This window comes from Leisingera coralii (genome assembly GCF_049056525.1).
Taxonomy (GTDB): domain Bacteria; phylum Pseudomonadota; class Alphaproteobacteria; order Rhodobacterales; family Rhodobacteraceae; genus Leisingera; species Leisingera coralii.
In genome coordinates, this window is the sequence record NZ_JBHUPT010000041.1 from 14051 (window position 1) to 33785 (window position 19735).

The following is a 19735-nucleotide window of genomic DNA, read 5'->3' on the forward strand; positions in this document are numbered from 1 at the left end:
TTACGCTTTTTCCGTGATCAGCTTGTCGATGCCTTCGACGATGGCCGCAACATTGGAGATGTCAAAGCCGCTCTTATCGGGCTCATTGGCATTGAAGGGAATCGAAATGTCGAACTCCTCTTCAATGGCAAAGATGCTTTCGACCAGCCCCAGACTGTCGATGCCAAGATCTTCCAATGTGCTGCCGAGGGTCACATCCGACGGCTCGAGAACCGCCTGTTCGGCAATGATTGCAATGACCTTGTCCTGCGTGCTCATGAAAGGATCCCCGATTTTCTGCCTGAGGCTGATGTAAGTATTCGGCCGTTACTTGAAAACAGCCTTTTTTAACAATTCGATGTCACGCATAAGCCGCGGCAGCCGGCGCTGTGCCTTATACATCTCTGTGTGGGTTTCCATCTTGACCCCCGGGTAGCCCATGATCACACGGCCCGCGGGCACGTTCGACAGGATCTTGGTGCCGCCGCCAGAGATTACCCCGTCACCGATGAAGATGTTGTCGACCACACCGGTCTGGCCGCCAAGAACCACGTTGTTGCCGATGTCCACCGAACCGGACACACCGGTCTGGCCGCACAGCAGGCAGTCGTTGCCGACGCGGGTGTTGTGGCCAACGTGCACAAGGTTGTCGAGCTTGCTGCCGTTGCCGATCACGGTGTCGCGGATGGTGCCGTTGTCGATGGTGCAATTGGAGCCGAGCTCGACATCGTCACCGATGGTGACGGCACCCAGCGAGTGGATCCGGACCCAGGACTGCGCCTTGGCCTCGCCCTGGTCGCCCATGGTCTTGCGGACGTTTTCGGCGCCAGAGACCTCCGGTGTAACATAAGAGAACCCGTCGCCGCCGACCCGTGCACCAGGCTGGGCGCGGAAGCGGTCGCCGATGGTGGCGCGGGCGCCGATCGAGACCATCTCGCGCAGCTGGGCATCCGTTCCGATCACCGCGTCCGCGCCGATATAGCAGTGCGGGCCGATAACGGAGCGCGCGCCGATCCTGGCACCGGCGGCAATGACCGTCAGCGGGCCCACGGAGACACCCTCGCCAAGTTCGGCGCTGGGATCGACGACGGCAGAGGGGTGGATGCCGGACGGGAACCCCTGGCCTTGGTCCAGCATTGCGGTCACGCCGGACATGGTCATCCGCGGGCGCGGGGCAAAGATGGCGGCCTTGAGCCCGAAGGACTGCCAGTCCGCGCCTTCCCACAGCACGGCAGCCTGAGCGTTGCCTGCCTGCAGGCCTTCCGCGTATTTCGGGGCCATCGCCATGGCGATCTGGCCAGCCCCGGCATCCTGCGGCTCAGCCGCACCCGTGACCTGCAGGTCCAGGTCGCCCTGGGCTTCGGCGCCCAAAGACTCGGCAATCTGGCGGATTGTGAACATGGCAGGCCCTTTCAGAATAATCCTGTATGGGCCCGGTATTTACCCTTGAACGCTGGGCAGCACCACCCCTGCCCGCTCCAGCGCCGCCCAGATCTTGGCGTCGCGGCCGTAGACATCGCGGCGGAATTCCGCACGGCCTTTGCTGGACACAACCGCGGTCCGGTAGATGATATGCACCGGCACCTTCTGCTCCAGCTCGACCTTGGTTTCCCGGCCGCTGTTCAGGATGCGATGGAAGAAATCCTTGGGGTCTTCGGTCTGGCGCGCCAGCAGCGCGTAGGCAAATTCAAACGGCTGCGCCAGGCGGATGCAGCCGTGCGAGAAGGCGCGCACTTCGCGGGCAAACAGGCTCTTTTGCGGGGTGTCGTGCAGGTAGATATTGTACTTGTTCGGGAACATGAACTTGACCAGACCCAGCGCATTGCTGCGGCTGGGGGGCTGGCGCATGGAATAGGGGAAGTTCCGCGCGGTATACTGCGAGAAATCGGCCGAGCTGCGGTTCACCACCCGGCCGCGCCGGTCGGTGATCTGGATATGGCCGACAGCATTGGGATTGCTTTTCAGCTTGGGCAGATATTCCTTGGTGATGATCGAGCGCGGCACGTACCAGCTCGGATTGATCACCATATGCTCCATCTCGTCCGAGAATTCGGGGCTGCGGCGGTCATGGGTGTTCTTGCCGATGACCGAGCGGGTTTCAAAAGTCACATCGCCATTGTCGACGATCTTGGCGGTGAAATCGGTCTGGTTGACCAGGATGTGGCGCTCGCCCCGGTCCGGGGTCAGCCAGCGTTCCCGCTCCATCGCGATGATCACCGATTTCAGGCGCTCGCTGACCGGCTTGTTGACCTCAGCAATGGTTCCGGCCCCGGCAACGCCATCGGTTTCCAGTCCGTGATCCGCCTGGAAGCGCTGCACTGCCTGTTCCAGCGCAGCGTCATAGCTGCGCGCGGCACTGCGCTGCAGGTAGCCCATCGCCATCAGCCGGTTGCGCAACGCAATGACTGCCGGGCCCTGATCACCCGGTTCCAGCTTCTTGGCCTGGACCGAGGGGCCCCAGCCGCCAGCCGCCAAAAGCTGTTCCAGCCGCAGCTTTTCACGCATCAGCCCGCGGTACTGGGCCGACGCGGGCACCAGGCTGCGCATATAGGCAAAGGGCTGGGCGTCGCGGATACCGGCCAGGAAGCTGGCGCCATTCACGGTGTGTTTCTTCCGCACCATACCCTCATCGATGCGCGAGGGCACCAGCAGCCCGGTCTGCAGATCAGTGGCATAGTCCACCAGCGCCTTGCTCAGCGCCGCCTCGACCATGCCGAAATCGCGGGTGGTGCGGGCCTGCCGCATCTGCTGCAGCAGGGCGCTGACCTCAGCCGAGCGGTCCGGCAGCCCGTGGGCGCGGGTATCGTTCAAGGCCGCCAGCAGCGCGCTGCGGCGCTGGCGCGACGCCTCATCCGCGCCGGTCCAGATCGCCTGATAGCCATTTTCCCGGTAGAAACTGGCAACGGCATCATCAGTAGAGGCCGTCTCTGCCACTGCCTGGCGGAAAGCCGCCGGTATGTCTGCCTGCGCCGTGCCGGCAAAGGTTCCGGCAGCCAATCCTCCCAATGCCAGGGCAAACAGCCCGGCCTTGAGCCCCGGCAAAAAGTATCCAGCGGATGCGCGCGTCATAAAATCTCCGGTCCTTGAGCCGTTTTTTCCAATCTTGGCAGTGCCTATCTGAAATTCTGGTAAATGCCAGCCTGCGTTGTCCACTCACAATCGCGAAAAGTTAACCGTGATGCACCGTTGCCGCGTCTATGGAACGCGCCTGCAACAGTCGCGGGGAAAAGTTCCCGGCCCCTCCCCGTTTGCGCAAGAAATTGCCGAAAAACGGCCTATCCGTTACAGAGCGGTAAAGAAATGTTGGAACGCGACTCATGCTGTGCCATACACACCGCACGTTAACTAAGAACGTTAGCGAGCCCGTAACATCGGGCGAATAGGCAGGACTAACAGCGTACGGGACGGCGCAGTATCAATGGCAGAAACCGCGGGCACGGGGATCTCCCGGCGTTCTCTCTTGGGTGTGTTTGCTGCAACCGCAGTGACAGCAGCCCCTACTTTCTCAAATGCAGCAGGCTTCTTGCGCGGCGGCGGTGACATCCGGCGCATTCGCATGTATTCCGGCCGCACCGGCGAGCGTGTGGACATGGTGTATTGGATCGACGGCCAGTACATCCAGGACGCCGTCAAGGAAATCAATCACTTCATGCGTGACTGGCGCACGGATGATGTGAAGGAAATCGACCTGCGCACCATCGACATCATGGCGGCGTCGCACAACCTTCTGGACGTGAACGAGCCCTACATGCTGCTGTCCGGCTACCGCAGCCCCAAGACCAACGCAATGCTGCGCAGCCGCTCGCGCGGGGTGGCCAAGAACTCGCTGCACATGCGCGGCCAGGCCGCTGACCTGCGGCTGGCATCGCGGTCGGTGTCGCAAATGGCCAAAGCTGCCGAAGCTTGCCGCGCTGGCGGCGTTGGAAAATACGCGCGCTCCAACTTCGTGCATATGGATTGCGGTGTCGTCCGCACCTGGCGCGGCTAACCGCCCCCTCCATTGCAAGAATGCAAGCCTGCCCGTCCCGGGGCAGGCTTTTTTTGTCTGCGCCCGATGCCGCCCGTGTTAACACAGGCTTATCTCAGGAAATTGGAAACAGGCAGTTTTTCCCGTTGCAGAGGTAGCAAAGCACGGGTATACCCCGCCGTAACAACGCACCTGTAGCTCAGCTGGATAGAGCGCTGCCCTCCGAAGGCAGAGGCCAGAGGTTCGAATCCTCTCAGGTGCGCCATCTCACATTTTAACATGTTAACATCCCCTAACACCTTGAACGGAAAGGTGATTTTCGGGGTTCGAACACCCTCATTCCGGCAGTGTCGCACAGGCTCACAAAATGCCAGTCTCAGGACTGTTTTCTTCCACACAATATCGCCGTTAAGCCATATATTCCAAGGGTTTGACAGGAATCGCATGGCGAGTTCGAACGACTCCTCCAAGGTATGCCTTGGACGGGTCGTTTTTTGCAGGTGTTCATCCAGTAGCGCCTTGCTGCGCTCCAGCTTGGCGATCTTTTTCTCGTAGGCTTTCACAACACTCGTACTTTCAGTGTCAATGATGCGATCAAGAAGCGTCTCGATCTGCTTTTCGACTTCTGCTTTCTGTCTTTTGAGCGCCTTGGCATCGGACTGCACCTGCGCAATCTTCATGTTCCACGCATCGCGGAACATGGCGCTGGCCAGCTCATAGAGCTGTTTGGCAGGCTGCAGCCCGCGCAGCAGGCGCTCGAACGATCCTTCCAGATCATCGCGCCGGATCGACTTGCGATAGCTCGCGCAACCTCTTGTGGGACAAAGATAATAGGGGTGTTTTTTGCCCGTCTTGCTCTTGGACCAGCAGGCTGTCAACGGCTTGCCGCAGTCATCGCACAGTATAAACCCGCGTAGCGGGAAGTCCGCGCTGATATCTTTGCGCGCTGGCGCTTTCGCCGTCCCTTTCAGGCGCGCCTGAATCTTCTCGAAGGTCTCAAAGCTGATCAGCCCTTCATGCTGGCCTTTGCGCAGACTGACATTCCAGTTGGGGGCTTCGACATAACCAGCGTAGATCGGACGGGTCAGCAGATCATGGATGCGCTGGTTGTGAATCTTGCCAGTCTTCTTGTCCTTTGGAAAGGATGGCTGGCGCTCAAGAAAGCGCTTAACTTCGACCTGGGTCTGGAAGCGCCCGGAGGCATAGCTTTCCAGCGCTTCTTGCAAGATTGAGGCGTTGGGCTCATCACGCACCAACAGAAGGCCGTGGCCACTCACACGCTCGCGGCGGTAGCCGACTGGAGCCTGAAAAACCCAATAGCCATTTTGCAGACGCGCGCGCATCCGGTTCTTGGTTTGCTCGCCGTTCTTCTGGCGCTGATGCTGCGAGACCGAGGCCAGAAGGTTTTCAACGAGGATCGAATCGGAGTCTTCACCGAACTCGATGGACGGGCTCACAAGAACACCGCCAACGCCCGCAATGTCAGCGCGCAAGCGTAGATGCGCTTCAAGGCCGCGCGCAAGTCGCGAGATATCATCGATGATCACGGCATGACTGTCCCTGCGGGTGCGCAAGTAACGCAGCATAGCCTGCATACCCGGGCGGGCGGTCAGACTTCCCGACATATCGTCGCTGAAGACCTCGACAACCTCATAGCCCTTGTATTTGGCAAACTCACGGCAGCGGGTCTCCTGTGAGGACAGCCCATCACCGCGAACCGTCTGCTTTGCGCTGGACACGCGGCAGTAGATCACAGCCTTGCAGGCCGGACGGTTTTCAGGCGTTGTCAGTCTCATGTACCCCCCTTTCTGCCGGGTTGATGCGGGCAGGTCGTGCGGTGTGGTTTTTCCGAATGCTCCGATCTTACCAGATCGAAGGCTTCACAGGCGTCCGGACGCTCGCATTCATCGAGTTTTCCACAGGCTTCCTGCAGCGGATGGACCTCAAAGCCGAGATCGACAAAGTTCATGATGATCGACCAAAGGCCGCGCAGGAATTCTTCCTTCTGTTCCGGGCGCAGCCCCGAACCGTCGAGATATTCCTGATACTTCGCCACATCGACGTTCAGGATACGCCGCGCCGAAGTGCCGAAGTCTGCGGAAAGGGCATTGTGTCTGCCGGTCCTGTTTTCGTCCTTCATCGCGGTTTTCCTTTCACCGAGGCACATCTTGTGCCTATATCTTCAGTATACAACCTTAGGTAGTTATCGTGCAAAGTTGCGGGACGCTCCAGATCCGCCAAAACGCGCCGTGAGCGGGCGTTTCCGGCCATCGATGAGCGCCGGTTTTCTAGAACGGGAGGCCGTCATCGATTTCTTCGCCTTCTGACACCTCCGGGATTTCTTCTGTTTTCAGCCGCGTGGCGAGCGCCTCATCTTCCTCCTGATCGAAGGCTTCCATCAGCTCAAGCATGTGAGACAGGAGTATTGCCGCGAACTGCTCTCTGTCCTCGAAGCATGCCTTTTCAGCCTGCTTTTCGAGCCTGGGGCCTACGACCGCTCCCAGATCGACAGCGTAAAAGAATTCCTTCATCGGTCGCTTCCTTCTATTGCAGGCGCGGCGCTTACCGCGCCCGCTGTAGTCTTTGCGGGTTAGCCGCCGTGAAAACCGCGCACGACCTGGAACAGCCCCCACAGGATGATTGCGATGACGCTCCCAAGTCCCGTCAAGCCAACGGCTATGATCAAAAACCGCACGAAGCGTCCGAAGGGTTTTGGCCTGCGCTGGTAGCTGCCTGGGGGACGCGTCAGTCGCAGCTCGACCCCGCCGCCAACATCGCGCTGCGCGGCGTTGCCAAAAATCACTGGCTCCTTCAGTGGCTCACAGTGTTTGACCTCGATACGCGGCGGACCTTTCGCGAGGCTGTCGATCAAGGCTTTCTCATGCGGTGTCCATCCCATCCCGGTCGGTCCACGATCACGATCAAATTGGTTTGCCATTGTTCTTCCTCCTTTGTTGCTGCCTTAGAGCAGCTTGTCCCACCGCACGGGCAGGACGGTGATGAGCTTGCAGCGCTCGCCATATTCCGGGAACTCCACCCGGCGGCCCTGAATGCCATAATAGGCGCACCAGGCGACCGAACGGCAGGAACCGGGGCCGCGCATCGGATGGCGGCACTCGTAATCCCATCCGGCGTGGGGCGTCCCGATCATCAGGACGAAGGCCGCAAACATCGATGCGATGACAATACGCGGACGCAGCAGCAGCGCCCTGAGCATCCGCCCGATCCGGCGCAAGGCTCTCCTTAGCGGCCCGTCCGGTCCGCGCGGCGGTCCCGCACCGTGTACCGTGACCCTGAATTCATTCATTGTTGGTTTCCTTTCTCTCGTAGCTGAGCCGCAGACGCGGGCGCACGCGCGGACAGGCTCCCTCGACCGGGTTGGGCTCCGCCCATTGGCCCCAGGGCGACACGAACCAGAACGGCATGCGCTGCGCCCTGACCGGCGGCAGATTCCTGATCAGGAGCAATTGTTCATCCGGCCCCATCTGCCGGATGTCTTCCGGCGCCATCAGCGGCCTGCCGGTTTCCGAAAGGCTTTCTCCGACCTCGTCGTCATCGGAACGCCCGAGGTTGAAATTCCGGGTCTTGACCGTCATCTGGCCGAGCGCCGCCGAAAGGGTCCGGGCAAGCTGGTCGTCCTGTACGGCGAAGAACTGTTTCACCTCGGCCTGCGAGAGGATCGTCCGCGCTGTGTGCGGGCCGTAGAGCCTGACCAGCTCGGCGAATTCCTGGACGAAGACCCAGACCCGAACCCCCAACCCCGGCAGCGCCGTCAGGCTTTCGGCCAACCCCGACAGCCTGCCCATATTCGCGAACTCATCGAGCAGGAACAGCACTTCACCGGGACCCGAGGACCGGGCAACCGCCGTGATCGCCTGCTGTGTCACCAGACCGAGCCAGGTGCCGTGCGTGGCGATCCTGTCCTGCGGGATCACAAGATAGACGCTGGCCTTGCCCTCCTTGAGCAGCCGGAAGTCCACATCGGTCCCGCTGACGGCATCGGCAAGCCAGCCGCAGGGATCGAATATATCCAGTGCCTGCAGGGCGCCCTGCCGGAAATCGGCGAACTGCCCCGGGTTTTCATCCATCTGGTAGCGCAGGTCGAGGCCGAGATCGGCCACCATGCCGAACAGGGCATCGGAGGCCTCCATTTCATTGGCGATGCTGTCCATGCGCCGCCCGCTCGATACGATGCGCCACATCTCCGGCAGCGTGCAGCGGGCTTCGTTTCCGGAGGTGGCCAGATGCAGCAGCAGCGCGCGCAGGATCATCCGCGCCCCGTCGCGGAAAAAGCGGTTCCGCGCATCTTCCGGTTCCGGCAGCAACTGCAGGACGAGTGCCCTGGCATCGTCCGCGATCCCCCGGACCAGCGCCGGGTCTTTCGCCGCCTCGATCACGGGCTGCAACGGATTGAAGCGATGCTGCGGCAGGCCGTGCAGCCCCCACGGGTTGAGAATAATTATGTACTGGCCCAACCGCTCCTTCCGGTGCCGGGCCGTCACAGCCGCCAGTTCGCCCTTCGGATCGGAAACAACGACCGAGCCCTGGTAGTGCAACAGGTTCGGGATCACCACGCTGATGCCCTTGCCCTGACGGGCCGGGGCCGCAGTGATCAGATGGGCCTTGCCGCTGTAGAAAAGCGGCTGGCCGCCCAGCAGCCCCAGATAAAGGCCGCGCGGGTCCAGAAGCCCCGCTGCCGCACAATCATCCGGACTGGCAAAAGCGGCGCTGCCGAATGTGCCGGTGGGACGCTCGGCGGACTTTCGTTTTTCCCGTTGTTGCCATGCCCGGTAATATCCGGCCACTCCGGACAGAATGCACATCCCGCCAATGAATTTGAAGAATCCCGAATAGAGCTGATCGGCAGCATCAAGCTGCCCGCCGGTCAGCTCCGGCCAGAAATGGGCCGGAGTCAAAATCACCACCCCGACCAGTACCGCGCCGGTCGGGGAGCCCCTTTTCGGATCAGGTGAGCGGCTCATGCCTGTTTCCTCGCGGGCAAGAAGCTATCCGGTAGGCTTGGTTGTTGTTCATCGTCATGGCTGGTCCTGCTCCTTATTTCCGGTGTCTGCGGGCAGCTTTTACCGGCATCCTGTGATCCAATGTGGCCGCGCCAGACGTTCGAAAAACCGCATAAAACGGACTTCTTTGTCCGCAGGTTTCATGCAAATCTCCGCACGGATGCGGAGATTTGCAGAAAGGTGGTGCGTCATGCCCTGGACGGAAACGGATGAGCACAATAAGGCACTGTATTTGGCACTGACGCAGCTTGCCGCCGAAAAGGGCGCGCTGGAGCGCCTGGCAGGCGCGATCACCGACGATGAGCGTGCGCAAGCGACAGCGCGCGCCCGCAAAGGCATCAAGCACAAGGACAAAAAGACGCTTGTTGCCGGCTCGACATTGGTGCGCTGGCAGGAAGAAGGGCTTGCGTACGTTAGCAATGCGCAGTCCCACAAAAAGCGGATCGTCTTTGAATTCCTGGAGCGATCCCCGGAATTCAAGACCGAGCTTTTCCGCCCGGAAGGACAGTTGCCACAGGGTTTGCTCTCATATGCGGCTGCGAACGGACGCCGCCTTGCTCAACCCTTCGACAAGGAACTCAGCAAGCTTGACGGGGTCTTCGAGTTGTACCGGCCTGCATGGACGACACCGGAGCGATCCGACCGCGTTCTGGTCTCACGCCTGAAATTTTCGACCGAGGGCGGGTTCACCCGTTTCAGGGAAGAGCAGGACTACATCGATCCGGACTATCAGGACGCACAAATCCATGAGATTGACGAAGGTGGCGTGATGTTCACCGCAGCCAACATCATCATGTTCGGCTTGGGCGCAAACGCGGAGCGCGTGAAGTTTTTTGTCGCCGACAACTGGCAGGATGCTCTGAATGGCCCGCTCCCTGTCATCCGCCTGAGCGGTATGATGATGGGTATTTCCGGGCGCAGGCACCACCCTTCGTTCCCATTCGTCGCCCTTCGTTCATCAAAGCCATACACCTAGATCAAAACCGGCATCATCGCAGCTTCCGATCCTCGAATTGACACGCAGATGAAGCGCGTTCTGTGGATGAACCAGTCCCACTGAAATGTGAAAGTTTCAAAGATTATTCTCGCGAAGGCCCGTCTGGTTCGTTGCCAAGGTAACTTTTGTCCAGATTGTCAATTACCTTGATCGTGCGTTCCCCGGACATACCGCTTTTTCTGTGAATTCCAAAGCATCCTTCAAACTCTCGAAGCCAAACGCGGCATAACAAAACCCAGGACGCATTTGAGGACATCGAAACCGGAATCTTCAGACCAGGTGACAAGCGCCTGTCACGGGAAATCCTTGCGGAACTGGAAATCAAACAACCGGCCCGCTAGCGGCAAGCGGCCCGGCAACCGAAGGCAGGGCGAGAAGACCTGCAACCATTTGAAAAACAACAATAATACCTTCAGAATTCGCGCACAGCCCGCCACTTGCGATATAATAAAGGGGTAAGTCAGGAAAGCGGCGGAAGCGGTAGTGTGATCAAGCCCGGAGAAGAATTTCAGAACGTGGCAGCACCTTCGAGAGAGGTATTGCGCAAGCTCGTCTATCTCGCAGAAATCGACAGCGACTCCGTAATATCCGGGCACGCTGCGCAGCGTGGAGCGCTTGCCACCGAGCGCGCCAACCGCTCGGCGGATGATTTTCATAACATCAACCAAATGCTTGCCGAACAGAACATCCGGGCGGCGCGCCTTGCAGATCCGGCCTATCAGGCACTCGCTACCAGCATTGGCGAGGATTTTGACCGGCTGGACGAAGCGTCAGTCGTCGCGCTTCTTCAGATTGAGGAAGAATTGGCGGAACTGCACCGCCAACGCGAGCGACTACATGCCGAGGCATTTACCGACACCGAGGGCCGAACGATTTTCGCGACCGAAGATCAAAACGCCGCATACTACGAAGACGGAGCCCGGCTGTCCGACGAGACTTTCCAGCAAATCAGGCATCGCCTGACCGGCAGGCCGACACACGAAGAATGGCTGAGTTCTTTGCGCCGGGAAGAAGAATTGTTTGCCGAGCGCGACAGGATTCACCACAACGAGACCGAACGGGCACGGTTACTCGAAGATCTGGCGAACGGTTCCATTTCGAAAGAAGACGCCCGTGACCGCAGGCAAACGATCCGCGAAGAACTTCCGGAGCGCGTCAGAAAGGTAGCATCTGGCCTCGAACTCACTGACGAAGAACTGGCCGCGCTGGAAGCACGCGCCCCGCAAGATGACGCCGGACAGGAGTTATCAGCAAGCTTGCCGTCACCCGGCGGGCCGTAGCCCCGGACTTGCCTCGGAACCTATGTCCCGCATTGTCGGTTGATCAAAATCGATAACAGACCGACAGCATCTTTGTCCTTATGGGCATCGAAGAAGTCATGAATCATTCGAATTCCGTCATCTCCGTCGAAGAACCATGAAAGAGCACATTCGCCCTTTTCCCGGTTTCCTCCTTCGGCATAAAGCTGGGACGCCATATCAACAGCGCCGCTGATAAAGCCGTAGCGCTGGTCTGCATTCATCTTGTCGAGAACGTCGCCTGCGGTCAGCGCAAGGGCGGGAGACGTTCCGCCTGCCTGAAGCAGCGCGACGGCGGCGGCGATCACAAGCATCTTTGAATTCTTCATGCCTTCCCCCGGTTTGCCGGTGACAAAACCGACGATTTTTGTCAACCGGACATGGACAGGGATTCCCGGGCTGGTGTATGATTGAAACCGGTTTTGCGGCTACCGTTTTCCGGCGGGCCGCCGAGCCCGGGCCGCACCTTTCCGCCATGGGGCGAAATGGGTGGTTTTTGGCACCCCGTCCGTGAGTGCCGGACCGCTTCCAGTGGCTGCTTCCCTTTAACCCGAACCAGAGCCGCGCCCGTCCGGAAAGGGCCGTTTCATTGCATGATTATTGGCTACGCCCGCGCATCGACCGCCGAACAAAATCTGGACCTTCAGCTCGATGCTCTGACCGCAGCGGGCTGTGAACAGATTTTCAGGGATGAGGGTATCTCCGCAGTAGCGCGCGAGCGGCCTCAATTCAGCGCGGCGCTGGACGCTCTTGGTGCCGGTGATACCCTGGTGATCTGGAAAATGGATCGCGCGTTCCGCTCGCTGATCCACGCCCTTCAGGTTCTTGAAGACCTTGAGGCCAGAGGCGTGAACTTCCACTCGCTCACCGACGCAATCGACACAGCCACACCCGTGGGCCGCTTCGCCTACCAGATCACGAATGCTTTTGCGGAACTGGAGCGCGCATTGATCGCCGAGCGCACCAAAGCCGGGATCGACGCCGCCCGCCGTCGCGGTGCGCGCATTGGCAGACCGCGAAAGCTCCTCCCGGACCAGATTGAATTTGCCAGGGAAGCTCTGGCCGCAGGCCGCTTTTCAAAAGCGGCGCTTGCAGCACGTTTCTCGGTCTCACGCAGAACGCTGTCACGAGCCCTCCAGCTGGAGCGGCGTCAATAATCCGGATATACAGCAGCTATGCACTTGGCTCCGAGCTTTGTTATTCCCTCAATGGCTTTCAGGCGCTACGTATCATCTCAGTGCATTCAGCCAGATTTTGTCTTTAAAAGTTGCATTCGTAGAAAAAATTCACCTATTTTACCTGAACTACAGAAAGGTGATGAATTTTCCTGCGCAATGCTGTAGTGTAACAGCCAAGATATTGGGTGCGACATGCAAAGGGTTATTTTGATGCCTCTTTTCGTTGATCAAGGAGCCTTGATCATGTTCGCTTCGCCCGAAACCCGCAAGAAGGAACGAGGAAAATCAGCTTCATCAATGATGGGGCGACTTCTAGCAGAGGTTTTGAGCGCGATGACGCCCTTGGTTAAAAAGTTAATGCAAGAAAGTAGGTGAACTATGCAAGGAGATTGCCCAAGAAAAAAGAAGCCAATAGAAGAATTGAGCGAATCTTTGACGGATATTTTCATAGAGTTAATCGATCAGGCAGGAGAGAGCCCGCTCGACAAAGACACATATGAGGGTCTAGATTACAGAGTGCAAAGTGGAATAGATAAATACTTGCAAAAACTATCAAATGAAAATTGATACAGGCATCAAAAAGAAGAATGTAAATATTCCGATTATAAAAGATACCACATATGCGACCCCAATAGAGCATCTTAGCCGCGGTGATTTTTTTTCCATCCGCCCCCACTCATCAATGGACTGATCAGTGAATTTCGCGACAGTGCTCTCAAAGTCTTGCTGCCCTATGTGCTCGGCCATCGCTCGAAAAATCGCATCTATTTCGTTGTCAGTGATTTTGTCTTTATTTTGCCCCCCCAGCAGACTGCGGGGAGAGTTAGGTGCCTTGTGTGGGTTTATTTGTTTTGAAACATCCGAAATATCAGCCAAAAAGTTCACGATGTTCCCATGAAGTTTTATTGTCGCGGGACAACAAAGAGACGCAACGATTGATGCCAATGCAAAAATAAGGCTAAATAAATAGCTGAAAAGCATCGTTAGGGGCAGTCCAACATTGCCGAACGGGTTAGAGCTAAAAACGCGAAGCTCCTTTAGTATCCTCACCTCCGCACTCAAAAAAGGTACAAGAATAGCTCCATAGATAGCAATAGATAGAATTGGAGAGGATCCAATTGCATGAAGTGTGCTCCAATGGAGAAATTTTCGTTCACTCACTTTTTCTGAAATGCTTTTCACCCACGCAAGCAAGTCACTCATCTCCTCTGCCCGTGGCGACTATTGGCGAACACCCACTCTTCAATTTCCTTAATATTTTGAACGTCTTGAGGGGTGCAATCCTTCGGAATAGTTCTGGCCTTTAAAAGGAAGCTTTCTGATTGAAAGGTCTTAAGTATCTTTCGTGATATTCTACGTGACAAGAGGCGTTTTTCCCGCTTTCCCAAAGTTCCGAGCACGTCACCTACATCGGTGGTCGACAGAAGGTTTCGAGTTGCACTGGCGGCTCTCCCCATAAACACTTGGCGTTTGCGACTTGAGGACCACTTTTTGATAGTGTTTAATTTAGTCACTAGGTAGAAGCCCCTTTTCTTTAAATAGCTCGATAACCTCTGCAAGGATTATTTTATTCTGCTCCGTCTTGGATGCACACTCTATCTGCGCTAGCGTCAATCCAGATTGCCTCATCACCTCTAGAAAAAGTTTCGATTCACGAGAAAGCAGATGGTCAAACTTTCCTTTCGCTTTCTCCTCCTCATAGCGGGCGATTGCTATACTTACACGAGCCTCAAAAGACAACTCCCCCTGATCAAAACCCATAGCTACGGCGGCCTCCTGGATACCCTAAACCAGAACAATATCGCATATTTCTTAGCATACTCACACGGGTATTTTCCAGAATTATTTAGATGAGATTTTTGGGCGAGTTTGGCTTGATCATTTTACTAGACAGATGTCCTGTGAAGCCTTCTCGCCGTGCCCCCATACCTGGGCATCTTTCAGTCACTTTAAGTTGCTTGGCGATGTACGTGATGCTAGCTTCTACCGGTGCGCTCAATTGGGAAACTTCCGACATAAAGACGACTGCGAGATCTGTGCTTTGACAGGGTGGGCTTGGTAAGTTGGATGACGGGGCAAGCAAGGCGCTCGGATCTGTTGTCAAAACCGAGAAATTAGCCATTTTTCTCCGAAGTTGCCGCTAAGAGCCACCGCAAGCTGTGTTTTGTAGTACAAAACCATCTTGGCAAGGGGGCCGCTGCGCGCCCCCGTTGCAACCCCCAGGCCATGGCTCTGTCAGGGCATTGAACCCCTCCTGAGCCAGCAGACCGTATCGCCGGTCAAACACTCGCGGGAGACTTCGCTCTCCCTGCACCCATCGATCCTTTCAGGAAGATCAGGGGCTATCGCGCCCCTTGAAACCCACTCGCACCGTTTGGCCTTTGCATCACCAACCAGGGGAGCGTTCCTGCTCCCCCGATACCCCCATGACCATTTCATGGAGACGACTGGACGCCTCCGAAAACCGGGATTTCCTGATGTTTGGAGTAGTCTGGTCAGCCCTGAGGGGGCGCTACTGCGGCCTGCTTGGCTTAGCGCTGTAGGTTCGAGGGGCGTGAGCCGTCAGGCGGGCGCAGTTCGGCTGAGAAGCCATCGCAATCGGCCCATGTTGTAGACCATGTTGGCCAGAGTAATTGTCGCCTTGGCGCGGGCCAGGCCGATGGTTCGGATGGTCAGGCCCATGCGATCCTTCTGATGTCCGAAGACGTGCTCGACCTTGGAACGCACGACTGACTTACGGCCGTTTGCCCGTGAGGTCCGCCGTGACATCGGGCGGCGGCGGGGCTTCTTTCGGTGGATCTCGCTCTTCATCCCGTTCGCTTGCAGCCACGCCTCGTTCTGAGCCGACCGATACGCGGTATCTGCCCAAACCCCGCGTCCGGTGTTTGCCGTCTGGACCAGTCCCTCGCGCAATCGGGCACCATCATGCTGGGCCGCGTCGGTGACGATCTGACGGCGGATAATCCCATTCTGGCGATCAATGGAGATATGGCTCTTATAGCCGAACACCGGGATCGCGAGGTCGACCGGCTTGCTGCCGTCCGCACGCGGCTTTGCCTTGGAGTACTTGACCGTCCAGCGCGCGTTCGTGTCCTTCTGCGCCGCCTTTGCAGGCTTATCCGGCCAGATCTCCTGCGCGGTTTTGCCCGCTTTGATGGCCGCCTTCTCGCCGTCCGAATTGCGCTGGCGCGGGGCAGCGATGAGGCTTGCATCGATGATCTGCCCGGCGCGTGGGATGAAGCCCGCCTGGTTGATTGCCCGGTCGAGTTCCCGGAACAGCCCGTCGAACGCATCAGCCTTGATCAAGGCCTCGCGAAAGTCCCAGAGCGTGTTCGCGTCCGGCACTGTGTCGGCGATCCCGAGACCGCAGAACCGCATCCAGCTGAGCCGGTCCCGGACCATACGCTCGGTTCCCTCGAGCGACAGTCCATGCAGGCTCTGCAGCACCAGCATTCTGAACTTCAGCACGATGTCCAAAGCCGGTCGACCGCCCTTGGAACTATGCGGCCTGCCAGCCGCGCACTCAAGAATTGGCCGAAAGCGCTCGAAATCCACCGTGGCATTCAATGTCTCCAGCGGATCGCCACCCGCCGAGATCTCCGCCAGCCGGTCATCAACGCTCCAGAAGCCTGCTTGTCTCGCCATAACTGCCTCCCCGCTACGAGGGGAGTGAATCACGTAACACCCCAGTCAGCCAGAGGTTTCCGGAGGCGTCCGACTTCATCAAGACCAGGAAAGGGAGCTTTAGCGCTTCCCTTCCCATGGACCCATCCCATCGACCAAGGAGCCTTCAAGCCCCTTGGAACCCTGACCAGCCCTACGCGGGTTGGATGCCGCCATCTTGCCGAAGATGGATCACTCCCGGGGGCCTATCGCCGCCCCCAAACCCAGCTGGTCAGACTTGGAGAATTGCCTCTCCACCAACACCGAACCATGCACTACCGACCGCCCGGTTGACTAGCGAAGTATGCGCGCCTGTTGGCGCGGATAGTTTCACCACTTAACCTTGGTCGCCCCCGTCATTGAACCATTCCAAGGGAACAAGCGCATCTCCGTCTCGCCACTCCTCCGCAAGAACTGTGTTTTCGATGCCCTGCCAGACTTTCTGATCGGCATGATCAAGAAGGATCACTTGAAGACTCCCACGTGCAAGCAGTGTTTCTTTGCTCAGTGCAGCGAATACTTTTCTAACTGCTTCGATGTCTTCATCACGCCAATCGGGATCAGCATTCTCTTCGTGAACGCCCTTCGGAAAATAGACTTGGCTTGGTTGGTCATAAACGAGGAACCCCGGCACCGGATGCGCAGGAGTCTTTAAGAAGAATCTTTGAAGCGCAAGGGAAATGGAAACGTGGTATGCAAGCCAGTTTGCTCCGCTGCCGATCTCCCATAGATAATCATCGCGTGCTCCCTGGACGACCTTTACTGTCAAGTCCGGTATGACGAATTTGATTGGTGCATCCGGCCACTCGGCATCAAGTGTCGGGACAATCTGCCCTGCGATGTTCTCGACGGTGGCGAGCGCAGCCTGCATCTTTTCTTGAATTAGGCGCTCCGAGACCCGTGCACGCAGAGCCGAGATTTGCTCCTTTAGCGTTTCAATCTCTGCGGAAAGCTCAGCGTCCAATCCAGAACGCTCGTAAAGCGTAATGGCGTGCTCCAAACGTCCAAGGTATCTTTCCACTTGATCCGCACGGTAAATCTCTTCGCGCGCAGCCGATGATCGCCTCTCTAAATCTGCAATTCTTGAGCGAGTCTGGTTAAGGTGTGCGATGCTCTCTTCCGCTTCACGGCGCAGCCGTAACTGCTCTCTGTCCATCTTATCCGTTACGGTTGTACGTGATCTAATCTCTAGCTCAAGACCCTCCAGAGCCTCGCAAAGCAGGTCGAGATGCCCGCGCCCGTCAGGAGCAATTGACTCGAAGGGCTTTTCTACATTCGTTTCACGCTTTCTGAGCCAGTCCGATATCGCAAGTCGATCACGCTGTATGTGAAGAGCGTCACCATAGGCTTGGCTGCTCTCCAACAAACGATTGATTTCCAAAAGTCGCTGTCTTTTTCTGGAAAGGTCCATCGCACCAAGACTTTCTTGCTCACGAAGCTCATCCAGTTCCTTTATCGCCCTTTCAATGGTCTCCATCGATGGCCTGGCAACCCGGTAGTTGCTTTGGGACAGGTTTCGGAGCGCATCAATCATCTCCGGCCACTCCTGCGGCACAGGTGCATCAGTTGGCACTAGCCCAAGGTCACGCCCTTGCTGCAACCAAAGTTCGGATTCGTTCATCCAGGTTCTGACAGACGAAGTCACGTCGTTGAGCGCCGCTTCCTTTTGGCGGAGAATGCGATTAAGACGCTCCAGCTCCCAACGGGCTTGGAGCATATCCTGCGTAACCGCGCCCAGAACATAGGGAAATATGGCCTTCAGCTTTTCGCGATGCTCGGTTGTGTCCGCCTTGAAAAAGAGAACGTCCGGGTTCGCAATAATGTTCTGGGGCTGGAAGGTAAACGCCATTAAATCGCGAAATCCTGTTCTATTACCAGAATAGCCTTCAGAATTCGGGTCCATTCCCAAAGACGACAAGCCGGAAAGCCGGTTCAGCAACTGCCTGACCTGCTCTGTGTTCGCGTTTTTTTCCGCTATGCGCTCTGGAATGCTGACCTTTTCGGATTCAGTCAGATACATGTCACCCGTTTGCTTCTGATCGCCGGGTTCCCTGCGGGCAAAGAGTTTTTCACCCTCGACGGTCTGCACAAGAACGCCAAACCATTCGCAGTGCTCACGTATGGTGCCAACCGGAATGGCGCACTTCGCGGCACACAGACAATAGTCTATGATCGGTATGATCGCAGATTTTCCCGTCTTGCTAGCGCCGCTGATTACGTTGACGCATCCCGGTTCAAAATCTAGTATTCGTGGTGAAAAGTTAGCGCGAGGCCAAAGGATTACTTTCAGAATCTGAAACTGCATCTATGCCTCGACTCTCAACGCGTGAAATATTTCTACTGGCTTAAGGGCTGCGAACCAGACACCCAGCTTCTCTGCTGCCTTTGCTTGATCTCGTACACGCTCTGGCAGTTTCGGCTCCTTCAAATCCAGAGCACGCATGTACCCTTTTCCGTAATCTATACTAATTAACTCATGTCGCTCGCCAAACCCAATTGATGCCAAGGTAGGTTCCCGAAGTTCCAGAACTCTTTCGTGAACTGCTATCAACTCCTCACGCTTCTCTGACAACTTCTCGCAAAATTTGCCGAGACCCGACTGCACACGTGTGCTCTTGAGTATGTTGAGCGTTGGTCGATGCCAACACAGAGGCAGAACCAAAAATGCTACCAGGAGCGGGCTCGAATCTGATGTCATGCCCGACTGATAAGATCGACAATACTTCCAGATAAGCATTGCGCCCAGTGCAGGGTTCTGCACCTTCTCAACTTCGCTCAAATATGGCTTTCTTCCCTCCAAAATCATGTATCGTCGTCCAATAGAATGTCGAAGTCGGCATGCCAGCCGATCTCCCTCCGCTCTGCCAAGTTATTGAAGCTGCCTGGCATGAAATGATCTGGCACCACGCGCCCCTCCAACGGCAACTGTGTGGAACTGCAGCACTTTGCATATAGGAGCAGTCCTTGTTGCTCAGCGCTCAGTGCTGAATGAGAAAGCCCCACCTCCGTGCGCAAATTTTCATGGCGGCGGAGGAGACCGCTGTCGTACTCATTCATGCTACCTTCAAAAACCAGCCCCTCTTCGGCCCACCGTGTACGGTCTCCGGTTGCAAGAAGGTAGTCGCTTGCCGCGCGTGTCTTGTGTTTTATATCCGCATCGACCAGATCAAGCTGTCGGATGAAGCATGGCGCACTGGAGACAGTTGACTGAATTATCTCATCGGCCGGTGTTTCGGATAGAGAGTGTAGAAAACGTTCGGTGTCATGTGCCGAGATGAATGCATGGAAACGCTTTCTGAACTGCTCAGCGTTTACAAGCGGCGGTGCTCCGGCACGAATTGCTTCATCAATCGCCTTCTTTGCATCACCAATACCGAACTTGACCGCTGCCTCTCGGATGTCATTCCGCACCGTTGCATGCAAAAACTCGTAGATTGGGTGCAAGGGGTCGCTGTCTTCGATGGTCAGCTCGAAGGGGCGAATGATTCCTCTCACGACATCAGGGTTTCCATCAAGAATCTTGACTAGAAACTCTTCGCATTCAGGCGTCTTGCTTATGATCAGCCCCACCTGAGTGGTCCGGTTTGATTGTTAGTGCATGACCGGCCTTTGATCCATCAGAACGATGGTTT

General features: G+C 57.1%; 20 protein-coding genes, 1 tRNA gene and 1 pseudogene. 5 read left to right on the plus strand and 17 right to left on the minus strand.

The annotated features are described in order from the left end of the window. Genes ACFMBG_RS14790 through ACFMBG_RS14800 form a run of 3 tightly spaced genes read right to left on the minus strand, consistent with a single transcriptional unit; the run spans position 1 to position 3048 of the window. Positions 1-258 carry an acyl carrier protein gene (locus ACFMBG_RS14790; RefSeq protein ID WP_421055466.1) on the minus strand — a complete coding sequence of 86 codons (258 nt, stop codon included), beginning with the start codon at positions 256-258 and terminating at the stop codon, positions 1-3. Positions 259-306: 48 nt separating this feature from the next. Then, positions 307-1380, minus strand: a complete 1074-nt coding sequence (lpxD, locus tag ACFMBG_RS14795; protein ID WP_421055467.1) for a UDP-3-O-(3-hydroxymyristoyl)glucosamine N-acyltransferase — start codon at positions 1378-1380, stop codon at positions 307-309. A 39-nt stretch (positions 1381-1419) separates the two neighbouring features. Beyond that, positions 1420-3048, minus strand: a complete 1629-nt coding sequence (locus ACFMBG_RS14800) for a L,D-transpeptidase family protein (protein ID WP_421055468.1) — start codon at positions 3046-3048, stop codon at positions 1420-1422. Positions 3049-3397: 349 nt separating this feature from the next. On the opposite strand from ACFMBG_RS14800, the gene mepK reads away from it, so the two are divergent. Beyond that, on the plus strand, positions 3398-3967 hold the full coding sequence (mepK, locus tag ACFMBG_RS14805) for a peptidoglycan L,D-endopeptidase MepK (protein ID WP_421055469.1): 570 nt from the start codon (positions 3398-3400) through the stop codon (positions 3965-3967). A gap of 167 nt (positions 3968-4134) precedes the next feature. Then, positions 4135-4211 (plus strand) — tRNA-Arg (locus tag ACFMBG_RS14810). 493 nt (positions 4212-4704) lie between these two features. Here ACFMBG_RS14810 and ACFMBG_RS14815 read toward each other — a convergent pair. From ACFMBG_RS14815 to ACFMBG_RS14840, 6 genes and pseudogenes are all read right to left on the minus strand, one after another. Next, positions 4705-5742: pseudogene (locus ACFMBG_RS14815) on the minus strand (recombinase family protein); the annotation flags it as partial. Then, positions 5739-6086, minus strand: coding sequence for a hypothetical protein (locus ACFMBG_RS14820; RefSeq protein ID WP_421055470.1), 348 nt, complete (start codon positions 6084-6086; stop codon positions 5739-5741). The gene ACFMBG_RS14820 and the pseudogene ACFMBG_RS14815, both read right to left, overlap by 4 nt. A 148-nt stretch (positions 6087-6234) precedes the next feature. Beyond that, positions 6235-6477: a hypothetical protein gene (locus ACFMBG_RS14825; protein ID WP_421055471.1), complete on the minus strand. Its 243-nt coding sequence runs from the start codon at positions 6475-6477 to the stop codon at positions 6235-6237. 59 nt (positions 6478-6536) lie between these two features. Continuing rightward, a complete protein-coding gene (locus tag ACFMBG_RS14830) occupies positions 6537-6884 on the minus strand; it encodes a hypothetical protein (protein WP_421055472.1) in 348 nt (115 codons plus the stop codon). A 24-nt stretch (positions 6885-6908) separates the two neighbouring features. Further along, the gene (locus ACFMBG_RS14835) at positions 6909-7253 is read right to left on the minus strand and encodes a hypothetical protein (RefSeq protein ID WP_421055473.1); all 345 of its coding nucleotides are present in this window, start codon (positions 7251-7253) and stop codon (positions 6909-6911) included. Continuing rightward, positions 7246-8928, minus strand: coding sequence for a type IV secretory system conjugative DNA transfer family protein (locus tag ACFMBG_RS14840; RefSeq protein WP_421055474.1), 1683 nt, complete (start codon positions 8926-8928; stop codon positions 7246-7248). Before ACFMBG_RS14840 ends, ACFMBG_RS14835 begins: the two co-directional genes overlap by 8 nt. A gap of 229 nt (positions 8929-9157) precedes the next feature. On the opposite strand from ACFMBG_RS14840, the gene ACFMBG_RS14845 reads away from it, so the two are divergent. After that, the gene (locus ACFMBG_RS14845) at positions 9158-9943 is read left to right on the plus strand and encodes a hypothetical protein (RefSeq protein WP_421055475.1); all 786 of its coding nucleotides are present in this window, start codon (positions 9158-9160) and stop codon (positions 9941-9943) included. Between the two features lie 506 nt (positions 9944-10449). Further along, a complete protein-coding gene (locus ACFMBG_RS14850) occupies positions 10450-11244 on the plus strand; it encodes a hypothetical protein (RefSeq protein WP_421055476.1) in 795 nt (264 codons plus the stop codon). Positions 11245-11264: 20 nt separating this feature from the next. On the opposite strand, the gene ACFMBG_RS14855 is transcribed toward ACFMBG_RS14850, so the two are convergent. Further along, positions 11265-11636, minus strand: a complete 372-nt coding sequence (locus ACFMBG_RS14855; protein ID WP_421055477.1) for a hypothetical protein — start codon at positions 11634-11636, stop codon at positions 11265-11267. A gap of 219 nt (positions 11637-11855) precedes the next feature. On the opposite strand from ACFMBG_RS14855, the gene ACFMBG_RS14860 reads away from it, so the two are divergent. Then, positions 11856-12419, plus strand: a complete 564-nt coding sequence (locus ACFMBG_RS14860) for a recombinase family protein (protein WP_421055478.1) — start codon at positions 11856-11858, stop codon at positions 12417-12419. 248 nt (positions 12420-12667) lie between these two features. Here ACFMBG_RS14860 and ACFMBG_RS14865 read toward each other — a convergent pair whose 3' ends face one another. From ACFMBG_RS14865 to ACFMBG_RS14895, 7 genes are all read right to left on the minus strand, one after another. Further along, a complete protein-coding gene (locus ACFMBG_RS14865) occupies positions 12668-12889 on the minus strand; it encodes a hypothetical protein (RefSeq protein WP_421055479.1) in 222 nt (73 codons plus the stop codon). Between the two features lie 103 nt (positions 12890-12992). Further along, entirely contained in the window at positions 12993-13643 is a 651-nt protein-coding gene (locus ACFMBG_RS14870; RefSeq protein ID WP_421055480.1) for a hypothetical protein, read from the minus strand. A 303-nt stretch (positions 13644-13946) separates the two neighbouring features. Continuing rightward, positions 13947-14201: a hypothetical protein gene (locus ACFMBG_RS14875; protein WP_421055481.1), complete on the minus strand. Its 255-nt coding sequence runs from the start codon at positions 14199-14201 to the stop codon at positions 13947-13949. 801 nt (positions 14202-15002) lie between these two features. Then, positions 15003-16085 (minus strand): IS5 family transposase, encoded by a 1083-nt coding sequence (locus tag ACFMBG_RS14880; protein ID WP_421055482.1) that lies wholly within the window; start codon positions 16083-16085, stop codon positions 15003-15005. Positions 16086-16440: 355 nt separating this feature from the next. After that, entirely contained in the window at positions 16441-18408 is a 1968-nt protein-coding gene (locus ACFMBG_RS14885) for a DUF3732 domain-containing protein (protein WP_421055483.1), read from the minus strand. Further along, positions 18409-18909 carry a three component ABC system middle component gene (locus ACFMBG_RS14890; RefSeq protein ID WP_421055484.1) on the minus strand — a complete coding sequence of 167 codons (501 nt, stop codon included), beginning with the start codon at positions 18907-18909 and terminating at the stop codon, positions 18409-18411. After that, positions 18906-19673, minus strand: coding sequence for an ABC-three component system protein (locus ACFMBG_RS14895; RefSeq protein ID WP_421055485.1), 768 nt, complete (start codon positions 19671-19673; stop codon positions 18906-18908). The genes ACFMBG_RS14890 and ACFMBG_RS14895 overlap by 4 nt, the downstream gene beginning before the upstream one ends. Positions 19674-19735 lie beyond the last annotated feature (62 nt).